The organism is Paraburkholderia acidicola (assembly GCF_002362315.1).
Lineage (GTDB): Bacteria > Pseudomonadota > Gammaproteobacteria > Burkholderiales > Burkholderiaceae > Paraburkholderia > Paraburkholderia acidicola.
In genome coordinates, this window is sequence record NZ_MTZV01000006.1 from 1,375,733 (window position 1) to 1,401,628 (window position 25,896).

The following is a 25,896-nucleotide window of genomic DNA, read 5'->3' on the forward strand; positions in this document are numbered from 1 at the left end:
TCACATCTGCTTATACATCGGGCATAACGATGAGAAACGCGACGTTGCGCCAGCTGAAGGTGTTCGAGACCGTGGCTCGTCATCTGAGCTTCTCGCGTGCCGCCGAAGAACTCCATCTCACGCAACCCGCCGTCTCCACCCAGGTGCGTCAGCTCGAAGAGCACGCAGGGCTGCCGCTCTTCGAGCAACTCGGCAAGAAGATCTACCTGACGCCCGCCGGGACCGAGATGCTGCATTACAGCCGCGCGATCATCCAGCAGTTCCACGAAGTGGACGAAGCGATGAGCCAGCTGAAGGGCATCTCCGGTGGCAAGCTGAATGTCGCGGTGATCAGCGCAGGCGACTATTTCTTTCCGCGTCTGCTCGCGGAATTCACGCGGCGCTACTCTGGTGTGGTGCTGAATCTCGCGGTGCACAACCGCGAAGAACTGCTGCATCAACTGGCAAGCAACCAGACCGACCTCGCGGTGATGGTGCGTCCGCCGCACGAAATGGATGCGATCAACGAATCGTTTGCGCCGCATCCGTATGTGATCGTCGCCGCGCCGAATCATCCGCTGGCGCACAAGCGCAACATCAAGATGAGCCAGCTCGCGAACGAAGCGTTCATCGTGCGCGAGCGCGGCTCGGACACGTGGAATTCGATGGAAGAAGGGTTTGCGGGCCGGCTCACCAACCTGAAGATCGCGATGGAGATCAAGAGCACCGAGACGATCAAGCAGGCGGTGATCGCCGGCATGGGCATCGCGTTTCTGTCCGCACATACTATCAGCCTCGAACTGCAGGTGGGACACCTGGTCGTGCTCGATGTCGAAGGCTTCCCGGTGATGCTCAACTGGTATGTCGTACACCGGAAAAACAAGCGGCTGCCGCCGGTCGCCGTTGCGTTCAAGCGCTTCCTGATGGAGGAAGGAGCGAAGCTGATCGAACAGATCACGAGCGTGAAGTCGCTGAGCGAGCATAAGCAATAGGTTATGAAATTCCAATAAAACTTTAACTATTGCAAATCCATCGCGGACCCTATGCTGGAGTCGAGTTCAATCACTCGTCCACAGAGGAGTCCGACCATGAATCACGCTTCGATGGTGTCTCATGTCACCACGCGTACCGCTCGCGTTAGCGCGGACAGTCCCGACGATGCGCATCTCAGCGCCTACAACGCCGCGTTCAGCGACCTCGGTCTGCGCTTTCGCTGGGACCTTGGTACGCTCGATGCGCTCAACGAATTCGCTAGCGAAACGGCGCGTATTACGGCTTATATCGAACGGTTTCATGCGCATCTTCATAAGGCGTATGACGCCGATTTCCTGGCGCAGCTGATTCTGCAGAAAAAGGCCCAGTACTACCGCGAGTTCGTCTCCGGCTTCTGAGCGTCTGCTTATCCGCTCGTCCGCTTGCCTGCGGCGCCCGCTGTTGCACCCTGTGCGGGCGTCGGTTTTTCTGCGCTTTTTCCTGCGCGATTTCTCCCGCTTCAATCAGCGCCGCATCGCGCGATAGCGTTGCCGCTAACGATCGCGACGCGTCGCTTCGCCCCGGCAGACACTGCGCTGGGTCGCGCTGTTTGCAGCGGCGTCCAGTTTCCACGGTTGCATACAGCCGTCGCCGGCGCGCGCATGGGCGTCGACGTCACGCCACTCGAAGCGCAGGCGCAACTGCGCGTGCTGACCGGCTGACGGGCATCGCAGATGAGCACGCGTCGCCAACGCGCGGGCCACTGCCACCCGATGCGCACCCAGCGCAGCGGCAAGCGCGCTCATCGCAAGCAGCGCGGCCAGCGCAGGCATCTGGGTCGGTGCGGTGGCGAATCCATAAGCGAGCCACACGCACAATGCGAGCGCGGCGAAATCGACAAGACCGTCACCGGGCCTGGCGATCGCGTGTGTATCAAACGTGCCGCGCAGTTTGCAAAAAGCAACGACCGAGGCCGCCAGCAACAGCGCGCCGATGAAGATTGCCGTACAGACCGCGGCGCGCTGCAGCGTAGGCGCCGGTGCTTGCGCGAAGTAGCGCGCAAAACCGGCCGCCATCGCAGCGAGCCCCGCCGAGCCGCCGAATAACGCCACGGTCCGCGACCGGCGCATCAGCGTGTCCGCGCTACGTGCCATGGTTCGGCGCATTCAGGCCGGCACCGCGGCCGCGTTTGCCGCGGCGACATCCTGCCCGCTCACGGCGAGCACATTGCTCAACGTCCCGATTCCTTCAATCGATACCGTCACCGTCGCCCCGTCCCTGATCGAGCCGACACCGAGCGACGTACCGCAGGCGATCACATCGCCCGGTTCGAGCGTCAGGTCCTGCGAGATCAGACTCACCTGCTCGGCGGGCGTGAACACCATGTCCGCGAGCGGATAGTTCTGCCGCTCGACGCCGTCGAGCGTCGTCACCACGCGCGCGTCGCGCCACGCGAAACCGGACACGATCGCGGGACCCATGCAGCAGAACGTATCGAAGCCCTTCGCGCGACACCACTGCGGAAAATGCGGGTTCTCGTTGAGGAGATCGGCGGCGGTGACGTCGTTGACGATCGTGTAGCCGAAGATCGCGGCCGCGGCTTCGTCAACGGTCGCATCGCGACAACGCCGCCCGATCACGATGCCCAACTCGCCCTCATAGGCGATCTTTCCGGCGTAGTGCGCGGGCCGACGAATCGCTTCGCCGGAACCGATCACCGAGCCTGGCGGCTTCAGCAGAAAGAGCGGGTGTGACGGCACCGGCTTGTCGAGCTTCGCGGCCAGCGCGTGAAAGTTGTTCCATAGCGCGACGACCTTGCCTGGGGCGCATGGCGCCAGCGGAGTCAGCGTGCGCAGCGATAGCACGGCACCGGTCGGCACCGGCTGATCGAGGCTGTCGTACTCGTGCAGATAACCATTCTCGACGCGACCGAACACGACACCGCCATCGCTCGACATGAAACGCATCCATGTATCCACAGCATTCTCCTTGCGGCGTGGCCGCTCAAATCGCACCGGCCGCGCGCAATGCGCCGATCTGTTCCGTCGAATAGCCGAGTTCGGCCATCACCTCATCCGTGTGTTCGCCGAGCAACGGTGAACGTTTCACGTCGGTTGGACTGTCGGACAGCTTGATCGGATTACCGACCGTCAGATATTTGCCGCGCACCGGATGATCGACCTCGACGATCGTGCCGGTCTTGCGCAGCGAAGGGTCTTCGGCGATCTCCTTCATCGACAGGATCGGACCGCACGGAATGTCGTACCGGTTGAGGATGTCCATCGCCTCGAACTTGGTCTTCGTCATCGTCCAGCGTTCGATCTCGGCGAAGATGTCCTTCAGATGCGGCAGACGCGCGGCAGGCGTCGCGTAGTCGGGATCGGTGGCCCATTCCTCCCTGCCGATCACGTTGCAGATCTTTGCCCACACCGGGGCTTGCGTGATGAAGTAGATGTAGGCATTCGGATCGGCTTCCCAGCCCTTGCACTTCAGGATCCAGCCGGGCTGACCGCCGCCCGAGGCATTGCCCGCGCGCGGCACCGCTTCGCCGAAGGTGCCGTTCGGATATTGCGGGTACTCCTTCATCACACCGGTGCGTTCGAGCCGCTGCTGATCGCGCAACTTCACGCGGCACAGGTTCAGCACACCGTCCTGCATCGCCGCGAGCACCTTCTGCCCACGCCCGGTCTGCACCCGCTGATACAGCGCGGTGACGATGCCGAGCGCGAGATGCAGGCCCGTACCGCTGTCGCCGATCTGCGCGCCGGTGACGACTGGCGGGCCGTCGTCGAAACCGGTCGTCGAGGCCGCACCGCCCGCGCATTGCGCAACGTTCTCGTAGACCTTGCAGTCCTCGTACGGACCGGGACCGAAGCCCTTCACCGAGGCCACGATCATGCGCGGGTTCAGTTCCTGAATGCGCTCCCAGGTGAAGCCCATCCGGTCGAGCGCGCCCGGCGCGAAGTTCTCGACCAGCACGTCGCATTTCTGGATCAGCGTTTCGAGCACCTGCTTGCCTTCGGGGTTCTTCGTATCGATCGTTACCGAACGCTTGTTGTGATTGAGCATCGTGAAGTACAGGCTGTCCGCGTCGGGGATGTCGCGCAACTGTTCGCGCGTGATATCGCCCGCACCGGCCCGCTCCACCTTGATCACGTCGGCGCCGAACCACGCCAGCAATTGCGTGCAGGTCGGGCCTGATTGCACATGCGTGAAATCGAGAATGCGCACACCGTCGAGTGCTTTGCTCATGTCGTCTCCTGGACAATCGGTTGAATCACGGTTGTTGACGGACGTCCCACCTCGGGGACGTCCCGTCGCACGGGCGTCTGGCCTGCCCGAGGTAATACGGAATGTGATATATCACTTGCGTTCAGGCTCGATCTCAGCAACCCGATGTGTCGTTGCAGCTGCCGTCTCTGCCCGTCCTGTCTGGGTTCTGGTGGTGAATCACTAACTGCCGACGACCTGCAACCAAGGGGAAATACCCGGCGTCTTTTCGTATTTGGCATAGTTGATATATCACATACCACATTTCAATCTGCGTCAAGTACAGGCTTTCCCGCATGGCGGGGCGCCGATTGGCTGGGTGAGAAAAGACTGGATACGAGCGAATGCCGAGGGAAGAACGACTGGAGGACTACGGCGTCGAAGCGACGAACGGTCGCGCCACGCAAAGAAAAAGGCCGACGGTAACTTGCCGTCGGCCTTCTGTTCTGATTCGCTGGGACATCCTGCACGGCGCACAGGCCGCTGGTTCTTCAGTCCAGGAAGTCGCAGTTCGCTTCGACGAACACCGCGAGATCGAGCGAATGCTGGCGCACGAGCCGCTCGGCCAGCTCCGTGTCGCGCTGCTCCAGCGCTTCGATGATGCGCAGATGATCGACGATCGAACGCGATGCGCGGTCGCTCTGCGAAATCGTCATGCGGCGGATCGCGCGGACGTGAATGAAGATATTCTTGATCGTGTCGAGAATGATCTGCGACTTCGACAACTCGACGATCGCCTGGTGGAACGCAATGTTCGCATCCGAGTATTCGGCGATATGTTCGGCGGGCGTCGCGTCGCGGAAATTGTCGAACATATGCCGCAGGCGGGCGATTTCCGCGTCGGTGGCATGTAGCGTGGCGAGACGCGCGGCCATGCTTTCGAGCGCGGCCCACATCTGGATCATCTCGACGATTTCGCGCTTGCTCTTGCGCACGATATAGATGCCGCGGCGCGGCACCATCCGCAGAAAACCTTCCTGCTCGAGCAGCGTCATCGCCTCTCGTACCGGCGTGCGGCTCACACCGAGCGTTTCGCTGAGCACGCGTTCGTCGAGGCGGATTTCATCGTGTGACTGATAGATGTCTGCGTCGGCGATGGCTTGCCGCAGCATCACGTAGGCCTGATCGCGCAGGCTGACGCTTGCGTTGATCGGCTGGAGCGAGAGTGTGAGCGGACTCGCCGCGGCTTCAGTTTGAAGTTCTGACGACATTCATCGCCTCTTGTTGAACATGCGCGCGATACGGTGCCACCGCTGCTGCCGGTGTCGCGGCCATTTCGCCAAGGCCGACGAAGCGGCCATGCTCTGCGGCCAGTTCGGCGACGGGCTGCGGAACCCACTTCGTCAACAGAATCGTGGCGGCAGCGCCCAACCCTACAACCGATACCCCAAGCAGCGAAAGAGAAAGCAGATCCATGTGCAGCCCCAGAAGATTGAGTGAACAGATATCTCAATGATATGGTGCATCGCCGCAAAAATCAATATTGCGTATGTAGTATATCAGTGGATGTTGTTTTTCGACAGCGTCGGCTACTGCCTCATCCCTTCATTTAAGAAGCCGCTGCCATCTAGGCCGCGCCCTCGCCAATCACGTCGATGGCATGATATCGGCCTCACGTCCTCATTCCCCAAACCGTCTCCACCATGTCCAATCTGATCGTCCACGGCGGCGCCCCGCTACGCGGGGAAATCACACCATCCGCCAACAAGAACGCTGTCCTGCCGATCCTTTGCGCCACGCTGCTCACCGATCAACCGGTGCGCCTCATCGGCGTACCCGATATCACCGATGTCAGAAAGATCCTCGACATCTTCCGCGCGCTCGGCAGCGCAGTGTCGGTGGATTTTTCGAGCGGCGTGCTCGATCTGCATCACAGCGCGACCACCTTCGATCCCGCCACGCACAGGCTGCCCGAAGAGATGCGCTCATCGATCATGCTGATCCCGCCACTGCTTGCGCGTTTCGGCGTGGCGCGACTCGAGAGCGATGTGAAGGGCTGCACGCTCGGCGTACGCGAGATCGACCCGCACGTCGAGGTGTTCGAACGATTCGGCGCGCGCGTGGAATGCACCGGCGATTCGTTGCTCGTGCATAACGAGCAGCGTATGGCCGCCAACGATCACTGGCTGGACTACGCATCGGTCACCACAACCGAAAACTTCGCGCTGTGTGCGGCAGCCGCCGAAGGAACGTCGACGCTCGTCAACGCAGCATCGGAACCCCACGTGCAGGAGTTTTGCCGCTTTCTCGCAATGCTTGGCGTCGGCATCGAAGGCATCGGTACATCGCGGCTCAGCGTGACGGGCGGCCGACGGTTTGGCGGTGGCGAATTCCGCTTCAGCGAGGACTTCCATGAAATCGCCACTTTTCTCGCGCTCGGTGCGATCACCGGTGGCGACATCGTGGTCAAGAACTCCGCGCCCGAGCAGTTCCCGTTGATCGATAGAACATTCGCGAAGTTCGGTGTCACCGTCGAGCACCGTGACGGCTGGTCGCGTGCGCTGAGCAACGGTCCGCTGCGGGTACGCCGACCGTTCACGCAGAATATTCTCACCAAGGTCGAGGCAGCGCCCTGGCCTTATCTACCGGTCGATCTCTTGCCGATCTTCGTCGCGCTCGGCGTCAAAGCCGAGGGCAGCGCGATGTTCTGGAACAAGGTCTACGACGGAGCGATGGGCTGGACCAGCGAGCTGTCGAAGTTCGGCGCGCATGTGTTTCTGTCCGATCCGCATCGGTTGATCACGTTCGGCGGTCTCGCGTTGGGTCCGGCGCGTGTCGAGAGCCCGTACATTATTCGCGTGGCGATTGCGTTGTTGATGGTCGCAGCGAGTATCGAAGGACGCTCCGAGATCATGAATGCACTGCCGATCCGGCGTGCGCATCCGCGCTTTGTCGAGAACCTGCGCTCGATCGGCGCAAATGTAGAGTGGACCAGCAGCGAGTGATTGCGGTGGAGGCTGCGACGGCATGGGCTAAACATGAACCGGAGACACGCATGCTAAGGAACGTAATAGGGAAGATCGGGAACGTCGAGATCTGTCGGATCCTGGACAGTTGTCTGCTTGGCGAAACCATGCAGTCATGGTTTCCGGACTTCGACCGCGACGCAGTCAGGCCTCACGAACACTGGTTGTGTCCGACGCATTTCGATCCGGAGAGCGGCCACTTTGCGATGCCGGTTCATAGCTGGCTGCTCAAGGTGGGCACCTATAACGTCCTGATCGACACGTGTGTGGGAAATCACAAATCACGGCCTGGCATCGCGGAAATGCACATGCTTGAGAATCGCTATCTCGAGCGCATGGCAGATTGCGGTGTGAGTCCAGACGATATCGACTTCGTACTCTGTACTCATCTTCACGTGGATCACGTCGGCTGGAACACGCGGCTCGCCAACGGTCGGTGGGTACCCACCTTTCCAAACGCGAAGTACGTCTTTTCCCGCACCGAGTTCGAGGCCGCAAAAGAAGAAGCCGCCAATCCAGCCAGTGCCCCGTTTCTCAAGGCGGTATTCGAGGATTCAATCTTCCCGATTGCTGAAGCGGGCAAAGCGCACTTTGTCGACGGCGTGCAGGAATTTGTCGACTGTCTTACCTTACGTCCCGCACCGGGACACTCGCCCGGCCATGTGCGCATCGAGTTGAGTTCTCAAGGCGAGCGCGGCGTGTTCGCCGGCGACATGATGCATTCGCCGGTGCAGGTGCCATTCTGGAACTGGAGCAGCAGAGTGTGCTGGGACAAGGCAATGTCGGCGAAATCACGGCACGAACTGCTTGAGTTCTGTGCGGCCGAGAATGTATTGCTGCTGCCGGGGCACTTTGAAACGCCCTATGTTGGGCGGATCAAACGTGCCGGGGAATTGTTTTCGATCGATTTTGGGTGGTGAGGCGGGCCGTCGCGGTGCTGCGCATGCGCGGCACCGCGACTTCACTTACGACTCCACCCCCACCTTACGCACCGACTGCACCCCACCCCGCCGACGCGTACCAACATGAAACACCCGCCCGACAACCACAAAAAACAGCGGCACCATAAAAACCGCGAGCACCGTCGCCGTCAACACCCCACCGAGCACGCCCGTACCGATCGCAGTCTGCGCGCCCGACGCCGCCCCTGTCGAGAACGCGAGCGGCAATACCCCGACACCGAATGCCAGCGACGTCATGACAATCGGTCGCAACCGCAGACGCGCCGCTTCCAGCGCCGCATCGACGAGCGTCATGCCTTCGCCGTAGAGATCCTTCGCAACTTCGACGATCAGGATCGCGTTCTTCGCCGACAAACCGATCGTCGCGATCAGTCCAACCTTGAAGTAGATGTCGTTCGGCATGCCGCGCAGCGTTACGCCGAGCACCGCCCCGATCACCCCGAGCGGCACGACGAGAATCACCGCAAGCGGAATCGACCAACTTTCATACAGCGCGGCGAGCGCGAGAAACACGATCAGCACCGACAATGCGAACAACGCCGGTGCCTGATCGCCCGACAGCCGCTCTTCGAACGATTGCCCAGACCAGTCGAAGCCGATACCCGCCGGCAACTTGCCCGCGAGTTTCTCCATCACCTGCATCGCTTCGCCGCTGCTGTGTCCATGTGCCGCCGATCCGTTCAGCGTGAACGACGGATAACCGTTGTAGCGCTCGAGCTGCGGCGGCCCGGCACTCCATTGCAACGTGACGAACGCCGACAGCGGCACCATCTCGCCGGCAGCGTTGCGCACGCGCAGCTTGCGCACATCCTCCGGATCCACCCGGTCGCGTCCGTCGGCCTGCACCATCACGCGCCGCACCTGGCTGCCGTGCATGAAATCGCCGACGTAGTCGGAGCCGAACATCACCGCGAGCGTCGTGTTGATTTCGTCCAGCGACACACCCATCGCGGCCGCCTTGTTGCGGTCGATGTCGAGACGGATCTGCGGTGCGTCGGGTTGACCAGCGAACATCAGGTCGGTGATGGCCGCCTCCTTGCCGCCTTCGGCAAGCAACTGCTCGCGCGCTGCGACGAGCGCGGCGTACCCCGCGCCGCCGCGGTCCTGCAGGCGAAAATCGAAGCCACCCGTCGAACCGAGATCCGGCAACGCCGGCGAATTCATCGCGAACACCGTGACGTTCGGCGTACCGGCAAAGCGCTGGTTCACCCGCTCGACGATCGCCTGCACATGCGCCTTCGTGGCCTTGCGGTCCTTCCAGTTCTTGAGCGTCGCGAAGATCATGCCGCTGCTCGTTCCGCTGCCGTACAGGCTAAATCCACCGAGCGCGTACACATACTCGACCGGCTCGTGATCGCGCAGATAACCCTCGATCTCGCCGACGCTCTGCATCGTCTCGACCATCGGCGTGCCCTGTGGGCGCATCACCATGATCATGAAGTTGCCCTGATCCTCGTCGGGCAGAAATGCGGTCGGTAGGCGCATGAACAGCAGCGTCACAGCGGCGGCAATCGCCGCATACAGCACGATCCAGCGCACCGGCTTCTTCAGAATGCGCGTGACCGCAGCGTGATAGCGACCGGTCATGCGCGCGAAGCTGCGGTTGAACCAGCCGAAGAAGCCGCGCTTCTCATGATGATCGCCGGACACCGGCTTGAGCAGCGTCGCGCACAACGCAGGCGTCAAGGAAAGCGCGAGGAACGCCGAGAAACCAATCGACACCGCCAGCGACAACGCAAACTGCCGATAGATATTGCCGACCGCGCCGCTAAAGAACGCCATCGGCACGAACACCGACGTCAGCACCACCGTGATGCCGATAATCGCCCCGCTGATCTGGCGCATCGCCTTGATCGTCGCTTCGTAAGGCGACAGCTGTTCTTCGGCCATGATCCGTTCGACGTTCTCGACGACGACGATCGCATCGTCGACGAGGATGCCGATGGCGAGCACCATGCCGAACATCGTCAGCACGTTGATCGAGAAACCGAACGCGAGCATCGCCGAGAACGTGCCGAGCAGCGCGACCGGCACGACGAGCGTCGGGATCAGTGTGGCGCGCAGGTTCTGCATGAACAGGTACATCACGAGGAAGACGAGCACGCCTGCTTCGATCAGCGTGCTCACCACCTTCTGCATCGAGATCTGCACGAACGATGCCGTCTCGTACGGAATCTGCCAGCCCACGCCGGGCGGGAAATATTTCGCGAGTTGCTCCATCGTCGCTCGCACGCGTTTCGTCGTCGCGACCGCGTTCGAGCCCGGCGCCATCTTGATCGCGAGTCCTGTCGCGGTCTTGCCGTTCACGCGCGACGTAAACGAATAGTCGCTACCGCCGAACTCGACCCGCGCGACATCGCGCAGCACCAGTGCCGAACCGTCGGGACGCGCGCGCAGCACGATGCCGCCGAAATCCTGCGGCGTACGCAGCTCGCCCTCTGCAAGCACGGTTGCGCTGATCGCCGCCGATGCCGGCACCGCCTGGTTACCGACATCGCCGATCGTCACACGTGCGTTGTGGCTGCGGATCGCCGCGACGAGATCCGACGCGGTCAGATTCAGCGACGTCATCCGTATCGGGTCGGGCCAGATACGCATCGCGTATTCGGCACCCCATACCTGCACCTTGCCGACACCCTCGACGCGCCGCAGCGCCTGCAACACATTCGCCGATGCCAGTTCGCCGAGCTGCACTTCGCTCATGCGGCCGTCATCGGAGGTCAGTGTGACGACGAGCTGGATGTTGTCCGCGGCTTTCTCGACCGACACGCCATCGCGGCGCACCGGCTCGGGCAGCCGCGCTTCGACTGTCTTCAGGCGGTTCTGCACTTCGACCGCTGCCAGGTCGGCGTTGGTGCCCTGGCGAAACGTGAGCGAGAGCGAAGCCATTCCGGTGCTGCTGTTCGCCGACGTGTACAACAACCCGGGCGCGCCGTTCATTTCGCGCTCGATCACAGCCGTCACCGATTCCTCGACGACCTGCGCCGAGGCGCCCGGATAGCTCGCCCACACGTTGACGACCGGTGGCGCGATGTCGGGATACTGCGCGACCGGCAGCATACGGATCGCGAACACGCCCGCGAACATGATGAGCAGCGAGATCACCCACGCGAACACGGGGCGATCGATAAAGAAACGAGCCATTGCGATCTCTAGGCGTTCGGTTTGGAAACAGGCGCAGATACAGGTACCGCCGCGGCCCGCTCGTGCGGCGTAACGACCGTTCCCGCCTCGAGCGCCGCGACGTTCTCGACAACCACGCGCTCGCCGCCCTTCAACCCGCCGGTGACAAGCCAGTCGCGACCCTTCATCTGGTTGGCCTGTACGGGCACGACAACCACCTTGCCCGACGCATCGACGACCTTCACGGATGCCTGCTCCGAGGTCCGCATCACGGCGTCGCGCGGCACGGCGATCGCGGCGCGGTCGATTGCGCGATCGAGCCGGATACGCACATACGCGCCCGGCAGCAACGCGCGGCGCGGGTTCGGAAACAGCGCCCGCATCGCGACGGTATCGGTGCCTGGATCGACGGCGAGATCGGTGAACAGCAGCTTGCCGGTCTGCGTGTACTCGCTGCCGTCGGGCAGCGTCAGGCGCACCGCGATATCGCGTTGTGCGACACCCGTAGCACGGCCGCTGTCGATTGCGCGCTGCAATGTCGCAACATCGGCCGCGGGCTGCGAGAAGTTCACGTAGATCGGATCGATCTGCTCGACCGTCGTGAGCGGTGTCGCCGAATCCTGGCCGACGAGTGCGCCTTCGGTCACCATCGCCCGTCGCGCGCGGCCGTCGATCGGCGCAGTCACCGTCGCGTAACCGAGTTGCAGGCGAGCGCGTTCGAGTTCTGCACGCGCCGACATGACCTCGGCCTTCGCCTGGCGCTCGGCGGCTACCGCTTCCGTGTGGTCGCGGTCGCTGACTGCGTGCGCCTTCACCAGCACGGCGTAGCGTTCGCGCTTATCGGTGGCGTTCGCGGCCTGCGCTTCGGCACGTGCAAGCGCGCCCGCCGCCGAATCGGCCGCTGCCTTCAATGGAGCCGGATCGATACGGAACAGCGGCGCGTTCTTGCGCACCTCCTGTCCTTCCTCGTAGAGACGCGCGGTGACGATGCCCGCCACCCGCGCGCGCACTTCCGCCTGCCGGTACGCTTCGAGCCGGCCAGGCAGTTCGATGGTCATCGGGAGCGGCGCGGGATGCACGGTTAGCACCGTGACCTGCAGCGGTTTTGCGGCTGCCTCGCCGGTTTTCGGGTTACCCGGGTTACCTTTGCCGCAACCCATGAGCAACATCGCGACGACGCAAACCGGCGCCAGCGCGCGGAAGGTCTTCATGTGAATCCTTTCTTTGTGTCACCGCGGAGCACGCTGCCCCGCGTAAGGCGATCGATTATAATCAGTCACGTCTGATTAAATAAGTCCGCATTGTAACCATTGTCGCGACAAGACGACAGCAAATTGAAAGGGGAGGATGCGATGGCTCGCAAGACCAAAGAGGAGTCGCAGAACACGCGCAACGGCATCCTCGATGCCGCCGAACTCGTGTTCCTGGAAAAAGGCGTCGCGCAAACGGCGATGGCCGATATCGCCGATGCGGCTGGCGTATCGCGCGGTGCGGTGTACGGTCACTACAAGAACAAGATCGAGGTCTGCCTCGCGATGTGCGACCGCGCGTTCGTGCAGGCCGCCGCAGGTTTCGAACTGGTGGAAGACGGCCCGGTGCTGGAGACGCTGCGCCAGGCGGCGTTGCACTATCTGCGGCAATGCGTCGAATCGGGTTCGGTGCAACGTGTGCTCGAAATCCTCTATATGAAGTGCGAGCAGAGCGAAGAAAATGCGCCGCTACTGCGACGACGCACGCTATATGACAAGCAGACACTGCGCATCACGACCGCGCTGTTGCGGCGCGCGGTCGCGCATGGCGAGCTGCCCGCGACGCTCGACCTGCATCGCGCGAGCGTGTATTTCCAGTCGCTGCTCGAAGGGATATTCGGCTCGATGGTGTGGACCGACCGGCTGCACGGCGCACGCTGGGACGACGTCGATGCGCTGCTGATGGCCGGCATCGATACGCTGCATTACTCTACGCAACTGCGCCGCGACGCAGCGCGACCGGTGGCCTGAACGACGGCACGGCGCGCCTGCTGGAACATCACATCAGGAGACTTCGCAATGCCCATCGCAGCTGGCCCCCAGCCTACGACAGACGCCGGATCGGCAAGCCCTGCCCGCACGCGCAGCGAGGCGCGCAAGGCCGCGCTCGGCAGCTTTGTCGGTGCCGTGGTCGACTGGTATGACTTCCTGCTGTACGGCATCGTCGCCGCGCTCGTGTTCAATACCGAGTTCTTCCCGAAGATCAGCCCCGCGATGGGCACGCTGGCCGCGTTCGCAACGTTCGGCGTCGGCTTTCTGTTTCGCCCGCTAGGTGGCTTCATCTTCGGTCACTACGGCGACCGGCTCGGCCGCAAGCGCATGCTGGTGCTGACGGTCGCGATGATGGGCCTGTCCACCGCCGCGATCGGGCTGTTGCCGTCGTTTGCGAGCATCGGCTGGTGGGCGCCCGTGCTGCTCGTGACATTACGGGCGATCCAGGGTTTTGCCGTCGGCGGCGAATGGGGCGGTGCGGCGCTGATGGCCGTGGAAAGCGCGCCCGAGCGCAACAAGGCGTTCTACAGCAGCGGCGTACAGGTCGGCTACGGCGTGGGGCTCGTGCTGTCGACTGGCCTCGTGTCGCTGATCAGCCGGTCGATGGACAATGCGTCGTTTATCGCGTGGGGCTGGCGTCTGCCGTTTCTGTTCAGTGTGCTGCTCGTGCTGGTCGCACTGTGGATCCGCTCGAGCATGGCGGAGTCGCGCGAGTTCGTCGAGAAAGTTGGCGAGCACGGCGAACGGCGGCTGCGCGCACCGATCGTCGAAGCGCTGCTGCGTCATCCGAAAGCGTTCCTGCTGATCATCGCGCTGCGTCTCGCGGAGCTGTTCACGATGTATATCGTCACCGCGTTCGCGCTGAACTATTCGACGGCGAATCTCGGCATGCCGCGCGAGTTCTTTCTTGGCATCGGGCTGCTGGTGGGCGCGCTTAGTTGTGTGACGATTCCGTGTTTTGCGTGGCTCGCTGACCGCTTTGGTCGTCGGCGCATCTATATGCTCGGCGCGACGCTCGGCGTGCTCGGTGCGGTGCCGTTCTTCGTCGCGCTCGATGCGCGCTCGACGGTCTGGATCGTCGTGTTCGCCGTGCTGCTGGCGAATGTCGCTCACGACATGGTCGTGAGCGTGCAGCAACCGATGTTCACCGAACTGTTCGGCACCGAGTATCGCTATAGCGGCGCGGGCGTCGGTTATCAGGTGGCGAGCGTGGTGGGCGGCGGATTTACGCCGTTCATCGCGGTCGCGCTAGTGAATATGGCAGGCGGCTCGTGGCATCCGGTGGCGGCCTACCTTGGTGTGGGCTGTCTGATTTCGCTGCTTGTGGCCGCCCGGATGAAGACCGGGCGTACCTGAAGGTTGTTCGCGGCGGCGCGGTGCGGTCGAGCAACGACCGCTTGCCGCCATAAACACCGCTCAGGTCTTGAGCCGATAACCCGTCTTGAAGATCCACGCAACAGCCGCCATCAGCACCGCAAGAAACACCACCGTCATACCGAGACTCACGCCGACATGCACATCGGCCAGGCCGTAGAAGCTCCAGCGAAATCCGCTGACCAGATAGACGATCGGATTGAACAGCGTAACGATGCGCCAGAACGGCGGCAACATGTCCACAGAGTAGAAGCTGCCGCCGAGAAACGTCAGCGGCGTGATGATCAGCAGCGGCACCAGCTGCAATTTCTCGAAGCCGTCCGCCCAGATCCCGATGATGAAACCAAACAGGCTGAACGTCACCGCCGTCAGCACGAGAAACAGGATCATCCAGAACGGGTGCAGGATCTGCAGCGGCACGAAGAGGGCTGCCGTCGCGAGAATGATCAGCCCGAGGATGATCGATTTGGTTGCGGCCGCACCGACATAGCTGATGGCAATCTCCACGTACGACACCGGCGCGGACAGCAACTCATAGATGGTGCCGGTGAAGCGCGGAAAGTAGATGCCAAATGATGCGTTCGAAATGCTCTGCGACAGCAGCGACAGCATGACGAGCCCGGGCACGATAAACGACCCATAGCTGATGCCACCCACCTGGCTGATACGCGAACCGATCGCCGAACCGAACACGACGAAATACAGCGACGTCGAGATGACCGGCGCGATGATGCTCTGCATCGCCGTGCGCCAGGTGCGCGCCATTTCGAAGCGGTAAATCGCGCGCATTGCGTGGATGTTCATGATGCACTGCCTTTATCGTTATCGTCCGACGCGTCGCCGCTCGCGCCGTTTGTGCCATTCGTACCATTCGTACCGTTGCGGCCGCCCTTCAGCAGCCCGACGAAGATATCTTCCAGCGAACTCTGCGTCGTCTGCAGATCCTTGAAGCGGATCCCCGCATCGCTCATCGCATTGAGCAGCGCGACGATGCTCGTGCTGCGTTCGGCCGGCCGTCCGTCACCAACCCCGCCGACCTGGCCCGCCTGGGTGGCGTGTTCGTCGTGAGTGTCGTAGGTGTACACGAGTTCGCTGCCGCTGCCCGACAATTCGAGGCGATAGTCGGCGAGCTGTGCGGGCACGGTCGTCAGCGGGCTTTCGAGCTGCACGGTCAGTTGCTTCTTGCCGAGCTTGCGCATCAGTTCGGCTTTGTCCTCGACCAGCATGATCTCGCCACCGTTGATCACACCGATCCGGTCGGCCATCTCTTCGGCTTCGTCGATGTAGTGCGTCGTCAGGATCACGGTCACGCCGCTCGTGCTGAGGCCCCGCACGAGGTTCCACATGTCGCGGCGCAGTTCCACGTCGACGCCCGCGGTCGGCTCGTCGAGAAAGAGAATCTGCGGCTCGTGCGACAACGCCTTGGCAATCAGCACGCGGCGCTTCATGCCGCCCGACAGCGTCATGAGCTTGTTATTGCGCTTGTCCCACAGCGACAGGTCCTTCAACACCTTTTCGATGTACGCGGGGTTCGCGGGCTTGCCGAACAGGCCCCGGCTAAACGACACGGTCGCCCAGACGGTCTCGAACGAATCGGTAGTCAGTTCCTGCGGCACGAGGCCGATCATCGAGCGGGCCGCGCGGTACGACGTATGGATGTCGTGGCCGGCCACCGTGATAGTGCCTTCGGTCGGCCGGACAATACCGCAGATCGTACTGATCAGCGTCGTCTTGCCGGCCCCGTTCGGGCCGAGCAGCGCGAAGATCTCGCCGCGCCGGATCGCGAGGTTGATCTGTTTGAGTGCGTGGAATCCGGACGCGTAGGTTTTCGAGAGATTCGAAACGGATAGGATCGTTTGCATGCCCGCGACGATAGCAGAAAGTCGCCGTTTTCGTGGAGGAGCCCGGCGCAATCGCGCCGCGATGGCTGTCGCGGCGGAATTGGGAGCGCGATGCGGCCGTTCGACGGTGGCTCGGGCCATGGCCTGGCAGGCTGTAAGCGGTCTATTGACCCGCGACGCACAATGTCAACCCGCTGCGTTCCCGCGCCTGCCTCCCGTCTTGCGTCCGCGCTTTGGCGGCGCGCCGTCGGGCGCCGCCAGCCGCTCCCGCGCCACCGCCCGCACCGCGTCGATCAGCGCACGGCCAGCCGGCGATGGCTGCGAGTCCGAGCGCAGGATCAGCCCGACCGGCTCGTCGGTACCGGCGAACGGCAGCGGCAAGCGCACCAGCACGCCGTGCGCCAGTTCGTACTCGACGGCGCCGATCGGGACGAACCAGACGGCGTCGTTGGCGAGCGCCAGCGCGCGCCCGACCGATACCGACAGCACCTCGACAAACGACGACAGCGGCGGCACGCCCCACACCGTCAGCAGGCTTTCCGCGGACTGGCGGATGATCGTGCCGTACGGCGGCAGCACCACCGGGTAGTCGAGCAACGCGGCCGCCGGCATCGCGCTCTTTGCCATCGGATGCCCGGCGCGCACCACGGCGGCCAGCGGCTCGCCATACAGTTGCTCGAAACTCAGGCCGACCATCCGTTCCGGGTCGGCCAACCGCCCGACGGCGAACTCGATGGCGCCTGCTTTCAACTGCTCCAGCAGGTCGCCGTTCGCCGCGGTGGCAAGCTGCACGACCACCTGCGGCCACTGCGCCGCGAAACGCCGCAACACCGGCGGCACCAGCGAAGGCGCAACGGTCGGCAGCATGCCCACTGCGAGCGTTGCCGTGATGGCGCCCTGAGTCCCGGTCAGCAGGTCGACGCCCTGCCGCAGCGCGCTCAGACACGCGCTGGCATGCGGCAGAAACAGCTGCGCTTCGCGGGTCGGCATGGCACCGTGGCGGCCGCGCTCGAACAGCTTCACGTCGAGAATCGACTCGAGTTCGGCCACCGTCTTCGACACGGCGGGCTGCGTCACCGACAGGCTCTCGGCGGCCTTCTGCACGCTGCCGAACTGCGCGACAGCCAGAAAGCACTGCAGGTGGCGGAATTTGACGCGGTTGTCGGCGAGGCTACGTTGCATAACGAATGGTTATACGAAACACTAGAAAACGTCATTTTGCATAACTTCTCGGATTAGATAAAGTCGCGTCATACGCTGCGCCCCCTATACGTCCTTTCACGGAGACACCCGATGGACGATTCCATCCTCACTCCACGCGACTTCGCATCGCACCCCGCCTATATCGAACCCGGCTACCGCTCGTCGGTGAAACGCGGCCCGCTGCGCCCGTTGATCCCGCTGAAGGAGCGGTTGCGCGACCAGCATGTGCCGGTCTACGGCGCGGAAGATCTCGGCGCGCTCGATCACGACCTCACGCGCAACGCCGTTGTGAACGGTGCGCCGCTCGGCGAGCGCATCATCGTGACCGGCCGCGTGCTCGACGAAAACGCACGACCGGTGCGCAACACACTGGTCGAAATCTGGCAGGCGAACGCGACGGGCCGCTACGTGCACAAGTCCGACCAGCACGACGCGCCGCTCGATCCGAACTTTCTCGGCGCAGGCCGCTGCCTGACCGACGACGAAGGCCGCTATCGCTTCCTGACGATCAAACCGGGCGCGTACCCGTGGGGCAATCATCCGAACGCATGGCGGCCGAACCACATCCACTTTTCGCTGTTCGGCGACTACTTCGGCTCGCGCCTCGTCACGCAGATGTATTTCCCCGGCGACCCGCTACTCGCATTCGATCCGATCTACCAGGGCACACCCGCCGATGCACGCGAGCGCCTGATCTCGCGCTTCTCGCTCGATATAACCGAAGAAGGTTTCGCACTCGGCTATGAGTTCGACATCGTGCTGCGCGGTCGCAACGACACACCGATGGAGCGCTGAACATGACGACGCTCAAGCAAACCCCGTCGCAAACAGTCGGCCCGTATTTCGCCTACGGACTGTGCCCGCAGCAATACGATTTCGACTTCAGGAGCCTGTTCACCGCGACGCTCGCCGATCGCGAAGCGAAGGGCGAGCACATCACGATCGTGGGTCAGGTGTTCGATGGCAATGGCGAGGCGATCTTCGATGCGATGCTCGAAATCTCGCAGGTGGATAGCGAAGGCCGTTATCCGGCGTCGCGGGAGAAATGTGCGGCGAGCGGATTTCGCGGCTTTGCGCGCGTAGGTACCGGGACTGATCCGCAGCGGCGTTTTATCGTCGATACCGTGAAGCCGGGCCGCGTGTCAGCCGATGAAGCGCCGCATCTGAATGTGGTTGTGACAATGCGCGGCGTGTTGCTGCACACGTTCACGCGACTCTATTTCGATGACGAGGCCGCGGCCAATGAGCGTGACGCCGTGCTACTGGCGGTACCGGCTGAACGTCGCGCCACACTCATCGCGCGACGTGAATCTGGAGCGGGCAACGCCGTCTATCGCTTCGACATCCATATGCAGGGCGAAAACGAAACCGTGTTTTTCGATCTCTGAAGGCAGCGGCGCTGTATCGACGCACTCGCTTTCACGAGGCTTTCACACGGACGGACTACGATCCTCCGTGCGATGAACTCGCAAAACTCCGGTAACAGTTCGACCCGCTTTATGCGGGTCTTTTTTCGCTTGTATCAACGCGTTGGTTCGTAACAAGCGTCTCCAGATACGCCCACGGGAAAATGCCCTGCGCGTGGCCGTCGCTGAATACGAGCTGCACGCCGTAGCCCATCGGTTGCACGTCGACGATCGCGATATCTTTAGTCGCAGGTACCACTGCGCCCGCGAGACGCACACGTCGGCAGGCCGAACACGGGCATGCTGTTCGTAGCGCCGCATGATCGAGCGTCTGTACGCGTGCAGCGTCCCACTGCAACGTTAGCGTGCGCGCGGCCGCATCGACGGCCATGTGTTGCGGTACGTTCACCGCCCCGCCCCGTCGATCTGCGCGAGCGCAATCCGCGCCGCCTTGCGTACCTCGGGGTCGGCATCGGTTGCGGCTGCTTCAAGCGCGGGCCGCGCCTGCGCGTCACCGAGCTCACCGAGTGCCAGCGCCGCCTCCTTGCGCAGATTGCTGATCGCGTGCGTCAGCAACCCGGCGACCGGTTCAACTGCACGAACGTCGCGCAATCTGCCGAGCGCTCGCACCGCCTGCAAACGCACTTGCCAGTACGCGTCGTCCAGCGCGGCGAGCAGCGCATCGCACGCGTGCGCTGCGGCCAGCTTGCCGAGTGTGGTCGCGGCTGCTTCGCGCACCTGCCATGCGTCGTCGCGCAAAGCACTGAGCAAGGCATCGACCGTTTGTGCATCCGCCGCGCTCGCGAGACCGAGCGCGCCGGTTGCCGCACGGCGCACCTCCGCATGCGAATCGCAGGTGGCGAGCGCGGTAAGCGGTCCGAGCGCGCTGCGGTCCTTCAGCCAACCGAGCACGCTGACAGCTTCGAGACGCACAGCCGCTTCGGGCGCATGCAGCGCGGCAAGCGCCGGTTCGCGCGCGCCTGCATAGCGCAACTCACGCAGGGCACGAAGCACGGCCGCACGCACGAACGGCTCTGCATGCCCGCTCCAGCGCGCGAGAATCGGCCCGGAGCGCGCATCCTTCAACTGCGAGAGACTCAGCGCCGCCGCGTCGCGCACGGCAGCGTCACCATCGACCAACGCGGAACACAGTGCCTCGACCACGTCGTCGCGCTCCCACGCACCGAGCACCTGCGCCGCTTCCGCACGCACCTCAGGTGCAGCGTCGTCGCGCAGCGTCGCAATGATCGGCGGCAATACGGCTTCGTCTTCGAGATCGGCAAGCGCGAGCAGCGCGATGCGTCGCACGGCCGCATCCGGTGAAGCGAGACGCGGCAGCAGTTGCGCTGCTTCGGGGTCGAGCGCGGCGGGATCGAAGGTGAGTGGTAACGAGGAATCGGTCATGTCAGCGCAACAGATAGGGAATCTCGACTTTCACCGCATTCGTCGGGCAGTCCTTCTCGCACGGCATGCAGTACCAGCATTCGTCGAACTTCATGTAGGCCTTGCCTTTGGTCATATCGATCGCGAGCAGATCGAGTGGACATACGTCGACGCAGACCGTGCAACCCTTGTCCGCGATGCAGAGGTCTTCATCGATCGTGACGGGGGCAGCGCTACGCTGAAAGATATCGTGGGGTGTTGTGGACATGGCTAGGATCATCTCAGGCTGGCACAGCTGCGGGTACACCGATGCGCAGGTTGCGATAGGCGTCGCTGTCGCGCGCATCGAGCGGCACGATGTACGGCTCAACCGCGCGCTTCGCACTCGTCATGCGATCGAACTCGTCCTTACGCAAGTGCGTGTGGCAGAACCATTCAGCGTCGTCGCGCTGCGGATAATCGACACGATGGTGGTATAGCCCCCACCGGCTCTCCGTGCGAAACAGCGACGCGTGTGCGGCCATTTCCGCGCAATCGCGGATCGCGCGTACTTCGGCGGCACGCATCAGTTCGTGCGGATTGTCCGCCTTGATTGCATCGATGTCTTCGGCAATCTCCGCAAAGCGCTGCAAACCGATTTCCATCTTGCGCGTCACCTTCGGCGGCTGCAGGTAGTCGTTCACCATGCGTCGCAGCTTGTATTCGACCTGCGCTGGAGCAAGGCCTGTTTCGCGTTCTAGCGGTGCATAGATGCGTGCGCGTTCGGCGGCGATCTGCGCTTCGTCAAGCGGCGCGTGCTCGCGGCCTGCTACATATTCCGCAGCGTTAGTGCCAGCGAACCAGCCATACGTGAACGCGCCGAGCATATAGTTGTGCGGCACCGCGGCCATATCGCCGGCGGCGTAAAGGCCCGGCACCGTCGTCTCCGCACGCGCGTTCACGTACACGCCCGATGCGCTATGCCCGCTGCAGAAACCGATCTCGGAGATATGCATCTCGACCATCTGCTGCCGGTAGTCGGTGCCGCGTCCCGCATGAAAGCGACCACGGCTCGGACGCTCATTGGTGTGCAGGATCTGCTCGATCGTCTGGATGGTTTCTTCGGCAAGATGGTCGAGCTTCAGGAACACAGGGCCGTTACCGCTCTGCAGTTCCTGATAGAACTCCCACATCATCTGACCGCTCCAGTAATCGCATTCGATAAAACGTTCGCCCTTGCCGTTCGCCGTAAAACCACCGAGCGGTCCCGTCACGTACGCGCACGCGGGGCCGTTGTAGTCCTTGATCAGCGGATTGATCTGGAAGCATTCGAGGTTCACGAGCGCAGCGCCTGCGTGATACGCCATTGCGTAACCATCGCCGGCGTTGGTCGGGTTTTCGTAGGTGCCCATCAGATAGCCCGAGGCCGGCAAGCCGAGCCGGCCGGCTGCGCCACAGCAGAGAATCACGGCCTTCGCGCGGATCACATGAAATTCTGCGGTGCGGCAGTCGAAGCCGAGCACGCCGCATACGTTGCCCTGCGCGTCCTTCAGCAGACGCGTTGCGACAACCCGGTTGGTGATTGCAATACGTGCGCGCTTTAGCTGTCGGTACAGCACCTTCTTGATGTCGTGACCTTCGGGCATCGGCAGAACATACGAGCCCATGTGATGCACTTTCTTCACCGCGTAGTCGCCGGTGCCGTCCTTTTCGAACTTCACGCCCCAGCGGTCGAGTTCCTCGATCGTCGCGAAGCTGTGCTGCGCGTAGGCGTGAACGGCGGACTGGTCGACGATGCCATCGTTGGCGATCGTGATTTCTCTCGTGTACTGCTCCGGTGTCGCGTGACCGGGAATCACCGCATTGTTCAGCCCATCCATACCCATCGAAATCGCGCCGCTGCGCTTGACGTTCGCCTTCTCCAGCAGCAGCACCTTCAGCGACGGGTCGCGCTCTTTCGCCTTGATAGCCGCCATCGGGCCAGCCGTGCCGCCGCCCACGACGACCACATCGTATTCACTCACCAGCGTATTCATCGTGCCCCCTTCGCGGTTCGTTTCGGTTTCTGCCGGTCGACGCGGAACCGGTACTGGAACGCATCGCCACGGAAATACAGATGCTCGTAATCGATCGGTACGCCGTCTGCGCCATGCGTCAATCGCTCAATGCGCAACACCGGAGCACCCTCCTCGACCTGCAGCGCGTCGACGAGTTCGTCGTCGGCGAGGATCGCGTCGATCGATACATCCGCATGGCCGAGCGGAATACCGCAATCGTTCTCGATGATCAGAAAAATGTCGCGCGTGATGAGGTCCGCATTGGCAAGACGCTTGCCTAGCTCCTCGGGCACCCACGTCACTTCGAGCGACACGGGTTCACGGTTGAGCAGCCGCACGCGATGAATCTCCGCGACGCGTGCGCCCTCCGGCAACGCGAGCTTCTCCGCGACATGCGCGTTTGCCTGCACGAAGCGCAGCACGCGCAACTGGTTGACGATCTCGTAGCCCATCGACGACATCGCCTCCGCAAAGCCCTGCAATGCGGTGACGTTCTGAAACGCCTTCGGCTTCGAAACGAACGTGCCTTTGCCGTGCAGGCGAAACACCAGGCCCTCCTTCTGCAGATCGCCGAGCGCTTGCCGCACGGTAATACGACTTACATCGAAGCTCGCGCACAGTTCGCTCTCCGACGGCATCTGACTGTGCGGCGGATACGTACCGTCGAGAATGCTCGCGCGCAAAGCCGCCTTGATCTGCTCGTAAAGCGGCGCTGGGGACAGCTGGATCAGGTTTCCCGAAGGTTTCGGCACAGTGGATTCAACTTGTTATAACAAGATGGGTTAGAGTGTAGGGACCGGGCGCGCAGCGGTCAATCAAGTTTTTGTGCTTTCTATTTCTGCGCTCCGGGGATTGACGAAAAGTGGACGTTTTTCCGTGCAATCGACCTGCCCTATAATTTCCGCCTCCGACAGGAATACGGTGATGAACATGCGCGTCACGCGGCCGGTCTTGCTAGCCTTACTGTTCTTGTGCAGCACCGCGGCGCGATCCGCGACGATCGCGAACTCGCCGCATACCGCCGTTCTCCCACTCTCGATCATCGATAACCGTCCGTTTGTCGGCGTAACGGTCGATGCAAAGGGACCATTTCAGTTCATCCTGGACACCGGTTCGTCGAGTTCCACGGTCAGTGCCGCGCTTGCAGACAGTCTGAAGTTACCTGCGGTCAACACCGGCACAGGAACCGGTGCCGGCGAACACGCACTGTCGTTTCCGGTTGTTCATCTAGACGATCTAAGCGTGGGCCCGTTCTCAATCGGCACGCTGGATGCGCCTGCAATGGACACGAGCGCACTAAGCCGGGCGATGGGATTTCAGCGTTTCGAAGGCGTGCTTGGTGTCGAGATTTTCCAGCAACACGTGCTGACCCTCGATGCCGCCCGCCAGCAACTCGTCATCGAGAACGAAGCGCAGTTCAAGCCACCGGCCGGCGCGATCAAGGTGCCGTTCTCACTGGACGAGAACCAGATGCCGTTGATCGAAGCTTCGGTTGCGGGCACAACGGGCCTGTTTCAGATCGATACCGGCGACCGGTTTAGCCTGACGCTGTTCAACGCGTTCTGGCAGGCACATGCGTTAAACGAAAAGATGGGGCGCACGGTCGAGGCCATGACCGGATATGGCGGTGGCGGACCGATTCGCGGCCTGGTCGGGCGACCGACGGTATTTTCTATCGGCGGTCTTGCGTTGCCTGCTCCGGTAACCCGCCTGTCGCTGCAGAAAGCCGGTGCTTTTACGCAGACAGATCGCGCCGGCAACATAGGCATGGGTATTCTCAAGCGGTTTCGCGTGTCGTTCGACTATGGCCACCACGTGATGTGGCTCTCGAAGGGTCCCGAATTCGCTGCATCGGATCGTTACGATCGAAGCGGTATGTGGTTGGGGTTGTCGGCGCAGGGCGGACTTCAGGTGCTTGATGTCGTGGTGGATAGCCCGGCTTCCGCGGCCGGAATTCGCTCAGGTGATTTGATAGAAAAAGTCGGCCCGCTCAGGGCCGACGCTTCCACGTTATCGAAGATCAGGGCTGCGCTTCAGGCGCCCGATGTGCCGAGCGTCGCGGTCGTCTTCAGGCGCGCAGATGGAGTAACGCAAACGCGTGTTGCGCTTGCGGATCTGATTTCGCCCTGATCGCACGAATCAGTAATACAACCAGTTATCGGTCGTGGTCGACGACGATGTGTAATTGCACGCCGGGCTCGTGACGTAGCCGATACCATTCGCGTCAGACGACCACGTGGGAGTGATCACATGGTTGCTGGCGTCATGCGCCGAGATCGACGAGAAGTGCACGCTGCCGTCGGCCGGAAACTGATTGCAGGCGGTCACCCCGTAAGCCTCCAGCACTGCACCGTCGAGCCAGTTGTAGACCTGACCGCTCGAACCCGTGTTATTGCCTCCAGTCGTCAACGTCGTGCTCTGACCGGTGGTCTGATCCGCGCTGACGATGTTCCAGCTCGCGCAACTGCTTGAACCAACCGCGCAGGTTTGCGTCATCGATCCGGCCAGTTGATCGCCCACAGCGACATCGATAGGCGTGCTGTAGTTGATCGTGCCCGAGCCATCGGCGCCACAGCAATTCCAGCTCGAGAACTGCCACGAGTTGTTACCGAACTCGTTCCATTGCAATACCGGCTGCAGAATCGTGCCGGAGTAATTCGATTGCGTGAGACCCGGGAAGAAGAACACGACCTGCCCGTTCTCGACCGTTGGTGCGGACGGCACAGTCCAGTTGGCGGAAAGCTGACGCGTACCGGTGCTGCCGTTCACGTACGTCAATGCCTCGTACCAGCCACCGTCGCTCGCGGGCTTCGTGCCCGATGCAGCGTCGCGATGAATCCCCGCTGCCGTATCGACACGTTGACCCTGCTTCGTGTAGTGCGGCCGCGCACAGATCGCTTCCTGTCGCACCGTCTTGCCATCCGCGCTCAACACGCGCAACTGGCTCAACAGCGTTTCACCTCGCTTGATTTCATGCACACACTCCGACGGGAAAAAACCGTTCGGTGTGACGACGTAATCTCTGGGCACTGTGGTCGGCGCGGTATTGGCCGGCAGATCGCTCACGCGTCGCAACTGCGCAGTGCCCACGTTCGTCGAGCCCGCGTTTGCAGATGCCATCCCTAGCAGACCTACCGAGACTACAGCCACCGCCATCAGTCGTTTCAACAAAAAACTGGAAACGCGATTCATGGTTGATTCTCCATAGAAGAGTTTTTACATGCGCATTCCGGGAAGTGTTGTTCTGCACGGGTGACGACCGATACGCAATCCATCTGGAATACTGATGTAAATGGAATTTCTTTTGCTTCGGTCATTGAATGGCACGCCGGACTGAGCATAGGCGACGTGCACACCGAT

General features: G+C 62.3%; 25 protein-coding genes. 9 read left to right on the forward strand and 16 right to left on the reverse strand.

Going from position 1 to position 25,896, the window contains the following annotated elements; genetic code table 11:
* Positions 1–23 precede the first annotated feature (23 nt).
* Together BWP39_RS24880 and BWP39_RS24885 are read left to right on the forward strand one after the other, a co-directional pair.
* Positions 24–971 (forward strand): LysR family transcriptional regulator, encoded by a 948-nt coding sequence (locus BWP39_RS24880; RefSeq protein ID WP_096726156.1) that lies wholly within the window; start codon positions 24–26, stop codon positions 969–971.
* Between the two features lie 96 nt (positions 972–1,067).
* Positions 1,068–1,370 carry a hypothetical protein gene (locus tag BWP39_RS24885; RefSeq protein ID WP_096724928.1) on the forward strand — a complete coding sequence of 101 codons (303 nt, stop codon included), beginning with the start codon at positions 1,068–1,070 and terminating at the stop codon, positions 1,368–1,370.
* Positions 1,371–1,505: 135 nt separating this feature from the next.
* Here the strand turns inward: BWP39_RS24885 and BWP39_RS24890 are convergent, their stop codons facing one another.
* The 5 genes from BWP39_RS24890 to BWP39_RS24910 all read right to left on the reverse strand — a co-directional run bounded on the left by BWP39_RS24890 (position 1,506) and on the right by BWP39_RS24910 (position 5,637).
* Complete coding sequence (locus tag BWP39_RS24890; protein WP_157915179.1) at positions 1,506–2,105, reverse strand: NAD(P)(+) transhydrogenase (Re/Si-specific) subunit beta; 600 nt, start codon at positions 2,103–2,105, stop codon at positions 1,506–1,508.
* Between the two features lie 12 nt (positions 2,106–2,117).
* Complete coding sequence (locus BWP39_RS24895; protein ID WP_096724930.1) at positions 2,118–2,930, reverse strand: fumarylacetoacetate hydrolase family protein; 813 nt, start codon at positions 2,928–2,930, stop codon at positions 2,118–2,120.
* Between the two features lie 25 nt (positions 2,931–2,955).
* Positions 2,956–4,203, reverse strand: a complete 1,248-nt coding sequence (frc, locus tag BWP39_RS24900; protein ID WP_096724931.1) for a formyl-CoA transferase — start codon at positions 4,201–4,203, stop codon at positions 2,956–2,958.
* Positions 4,204–4,712: 509 nt separating this feature from the next.
* Positions 4,713–5,432, reverse strand: a complete 720-nt coding sequence (locus BWP39_RS24905) for a GntR family transcriptional regulator (protein WP_096724932.1) — start codon at positions 5,430–5,432, stop codon at positions 4,713–4,715.
* Positions 5,410–5,637, reverse strand: a complete 228-nt coding sequence (locus BWP39_RS24910) for a hypothetical protein (protein ID WP_096724933.1) — start codon at positions 5,635–5,637, stop codon at positions 5,410–5,412. Before BWP39_RS24910 ends, BWP39_RS24905 begins: the two co-directional genes overlap by 23 nt.
* Before the next feature lie 227 nt (positions 5,638–5,864).
* On the opposite strand from BWP39_RS24910, the gene BWP39_RS24915 reads away from it, so the two are divergent.
* Together BWP39_RS24915 and BWP39_RS24920 are read left to right on the forward strand one after the other, a co-directional pair.
* Positions 5,865–7,166 (forward strand): UDP-N-acetylglucosamine 1-carboxyvinyltransferase, encoded by a 1,302-nt coding sequence (locus BWP39_RS24915; RefSeq protein ID WP_096724934.1) that lies wholly within the window; start codon positions 5,865–5,867, stop codon positions 7,164–7,166.
* 50 nt (positions 7,167–7,216) lie between these two features.
* Positions 7,217–8,107: an MBL fold metallo-hydrolase gene (locus tag BWP39_RS24920; RefSeq protein WP_096724935.1), complete on the forward strand. Its 891-nt coding sequence runs from the start codon at positions 7,217–7,219 to the stop codon at positions 8,105–8,107.
* Positions 8,108–8,152: 45 nt separating this feature from the next.
* Here BWP39_RS24920 and BWP39_RS24925 read toward each other — a convergent pair whose 3' ends face one another.
* Positions 8,153–11,293, reverse strand: coding sequence for a multidrug efflux RND transporter permease subunit (locus BWP39_RS24925; RefSeq protein WP_096724936.1), 3,141 nt, complete (start codon positions 11,291–11,293; stop codon positions 8,153–8,155).
* Between the two features lie 8 nt (positions 11,294–11,301).
* A complete protein-coding gene (locus tag BWP39_RS24930) occupies positions 11,302–12,483 on the reverse strand; it encodes a MexX/AxyX family multidrug efflux RND transporter periplasmic adaptor subunit (protein ID WP_096724937.1) in 1,182 nt (393 codons plus the stop codon).
* Between the two features lie 141 nt (positions 12,484–12,624).
* On the opposite strand from BWP39_RS24930, the gene BWP39_RS24935 reads away from it, so the two are divergent.
* Together BWP39_RS24935 and shiA are read left to right on the forward strand one after the other, a co-directional pair.
* On the forward strand, positions 12,625–13,272 hold the full coding sequence (locus tag BWP39_RS24935) for a TetR family transcriptional regulator (protein WP_096724938.1): 648 nt from the start codon (positions 12,625–12,627) through the stop codon (positions 13,270–13,272).
* 48 nt (positions 13,273–13,320) lie between these two features.
* The gene (gene shiA / locus BWP39_RS24940; protein WP_207557087.1) at positions 13,321–14,649 is read left to right on the forward strand and encodes a shikimate transporter; all 1,329 of its coding nucleotides are present in this window, start codon (positions 13,321–13,323) and stop codon (positions 14,647–14,649) included.
* A 60-nt stretch (positions 14,650–14,709) separates the two neighbouring features.
* Here shiA and BWP39_RS24945 read toward each other — a convergent pair whose 3' ends face one another.
* The 3 genes from BWP39_RS24945 to pcaQ form a co-directional block, all read right to left on the reverse strand.
* Positions 14,710–15,471 carry an ABC transporter permease gene (locus tag BWP39_RS24945; protein ID WP_096724939.1) on the reverse strand — a complete coding sequence of 254 codons (762 nt, stop codon included), beginning with the start codon at positions 15,469–15,471 and terminating at the stop codon, positions 14,710–14,712.
* Entirely contained in the window at positions 15,468–16,529 is a 1,062-nt protein-coding gene (locus tag BWP39_RS24950; RefSeq protein WP_096724940.1) for an ABC transporter ATP-binding protein, read from the reverse strand. Before BWP39_RS24950 ends, BWP39_RS24945 begins: the two co-directional genes overlap by 4 nt.
* Positions 16,530–16,694: 165 nt before the next feature.
* The gene (gene pcaQ, locus BWP39_RS24955) at positions 16,695–17,690 is read right to left on the reverse strand and encodes a pca operon transcription factor PcaQ (protein ID WP_096724941.1); all 996 of its coding nucleotides are present in this window, start codon (positions 17,688–17,690) and stop codon (positions 16,695–16,697) included.
* Positions 17,691–17,801: 111 nt separating this feature from the next.
* On the opposite strand from pcaQ, the gene pcaH reads away from it, so the two are divergent.
* Positions 17,802–18,506 carry a protocatechuate 3,4-dioxygenase subunit beta gene (gene pcaH / locus BWP39_RS24960; RefSeq protein ID WP_096724942.1) on the forward strand — a complete coding sequence of 235 codons (705 nt, stop codon included), beginning with the start codon at positions 17,802–17,804 and terminating at the stop codon, positions 18,504–18,506.
* Between the two features lie 2 nt (positions 18,507–18,508).
* Positions 18,509–19,099: a protocatechuate 3,4-dioxygenase subunit alpha gene (gene pcaG, locus BWP39_RS24965; protein WP_096724943.1), complete on the forward strand. Its 591-nt coding sequence runs from the start codon at positions 18,509–18,511 to the stop codon at positions 19,097–19,099.
* A 109-nt stretch (positions 19,100–19,208) separates the two neighbouring features.
* Here pcaG and BWP39_RS24970 read toward each other — a convergent pair whose 3' ends face one another.
* From BWP39_RS24970 to BWP39_RS24990, 5 genes are read right to left on the reverse strand one after another with little or no spacing between them, the layout of a single operon-like run.
* Complete coding sequence (locus BWP39_RS24970) at positions 19,209–19,526, reverse strand: gamma-butyrobetaine hydroxylase-like domain-containing protein (RefSeq protein WP_235851472.1); 318 nt, start codon at positions 19,524–19,526, stop codon at positions 19,209–19,211.
* Complete coding sequence (locus BWP39_RS24975) at positions 19,523–20,521, reverse strand: HEAT repeat domain-containing protein (RefSeq protein WP_096724945.1); 999 nt, start codon at positions 20,519–20,521, stop codon at positions 19,523–19,525. The genes BWP39_RS24970 and BWP39_RS24975 overlap by 4 nt, the downstream gene beginning before the upstream one ends.
* A 1-nt stretch (position 20,522) precedes the next feature.
* Complete coding sequence (locus BWP39_RS24980; RefSeq protein ID WP_096726158.1) at positions 20,523–20,768, reverse strand: 4Fe-4S dicluster domain-containing protein; 246 nt, start codon at positions 20,766–20,768, stop codon at positions 20,523–20,525.
* A 13-nt stretch (positions 20,769–20,781) separates the two neighbouring features.
* A complete protein-coding gene (locus tag BWP39_RS24985) occupies positions 20,782–22,515 on the reverse strand; it encodes a fumarate reductase/succinate dehydrogenase flavoprotein subunit (RefSeq protein WP_096724946.1) in 1,734 nt (577 codons plus the stop codon).
* Positions 22,512–23,288, reverse strand: a complete 777-nt coding sequence (locus BWP39_RS24990) for a GntR family transcriptional regulator (RefSeq protein WP_096724947.1) — start codon at positions 23,286–23,288, stop codon at positions 22,512–22,514. Before BWP39_RS24990 ends, BWP39_RS24985 begins: the two co-directional genes overlap by 4 nt.
* 172 nt (positions 23,289–23,460) lie before the next feature.
* Here BWP39_RS24990 and BWP39_RS24995 point away from each other — a divergent pair, with 172 nt between their 5' ends.
* Complete coding sequence (locus BWP39_RS24995) at positions 23,461–24,666, forward strand: retropepsin-like aspartic protease (RefSeq protein ID WP_096724948.1); 1,206 nt, start codon at positions 23,461–23,463, stop codon at positions 24,664–24,666.
* A gap of 9 nt (positions 24,667–24,675) precedes the next feature.
* On the opposite strand, the gene BWP39_RS25000 is transcribed toward BWP39_RS24995, so the two are convergent.
* Positions 24,676–25,728, reverse strand: a complete 1,053-nt coding sequence (locus BWP39_RS25000) for a hypothetical protein (protein WP_133116929.1) — start codon at positions 25,726–25,728, stop codon at positions 24,676–24,678.
* Positions 25,729–25,896: the final 168 nt, after the last annotated feature.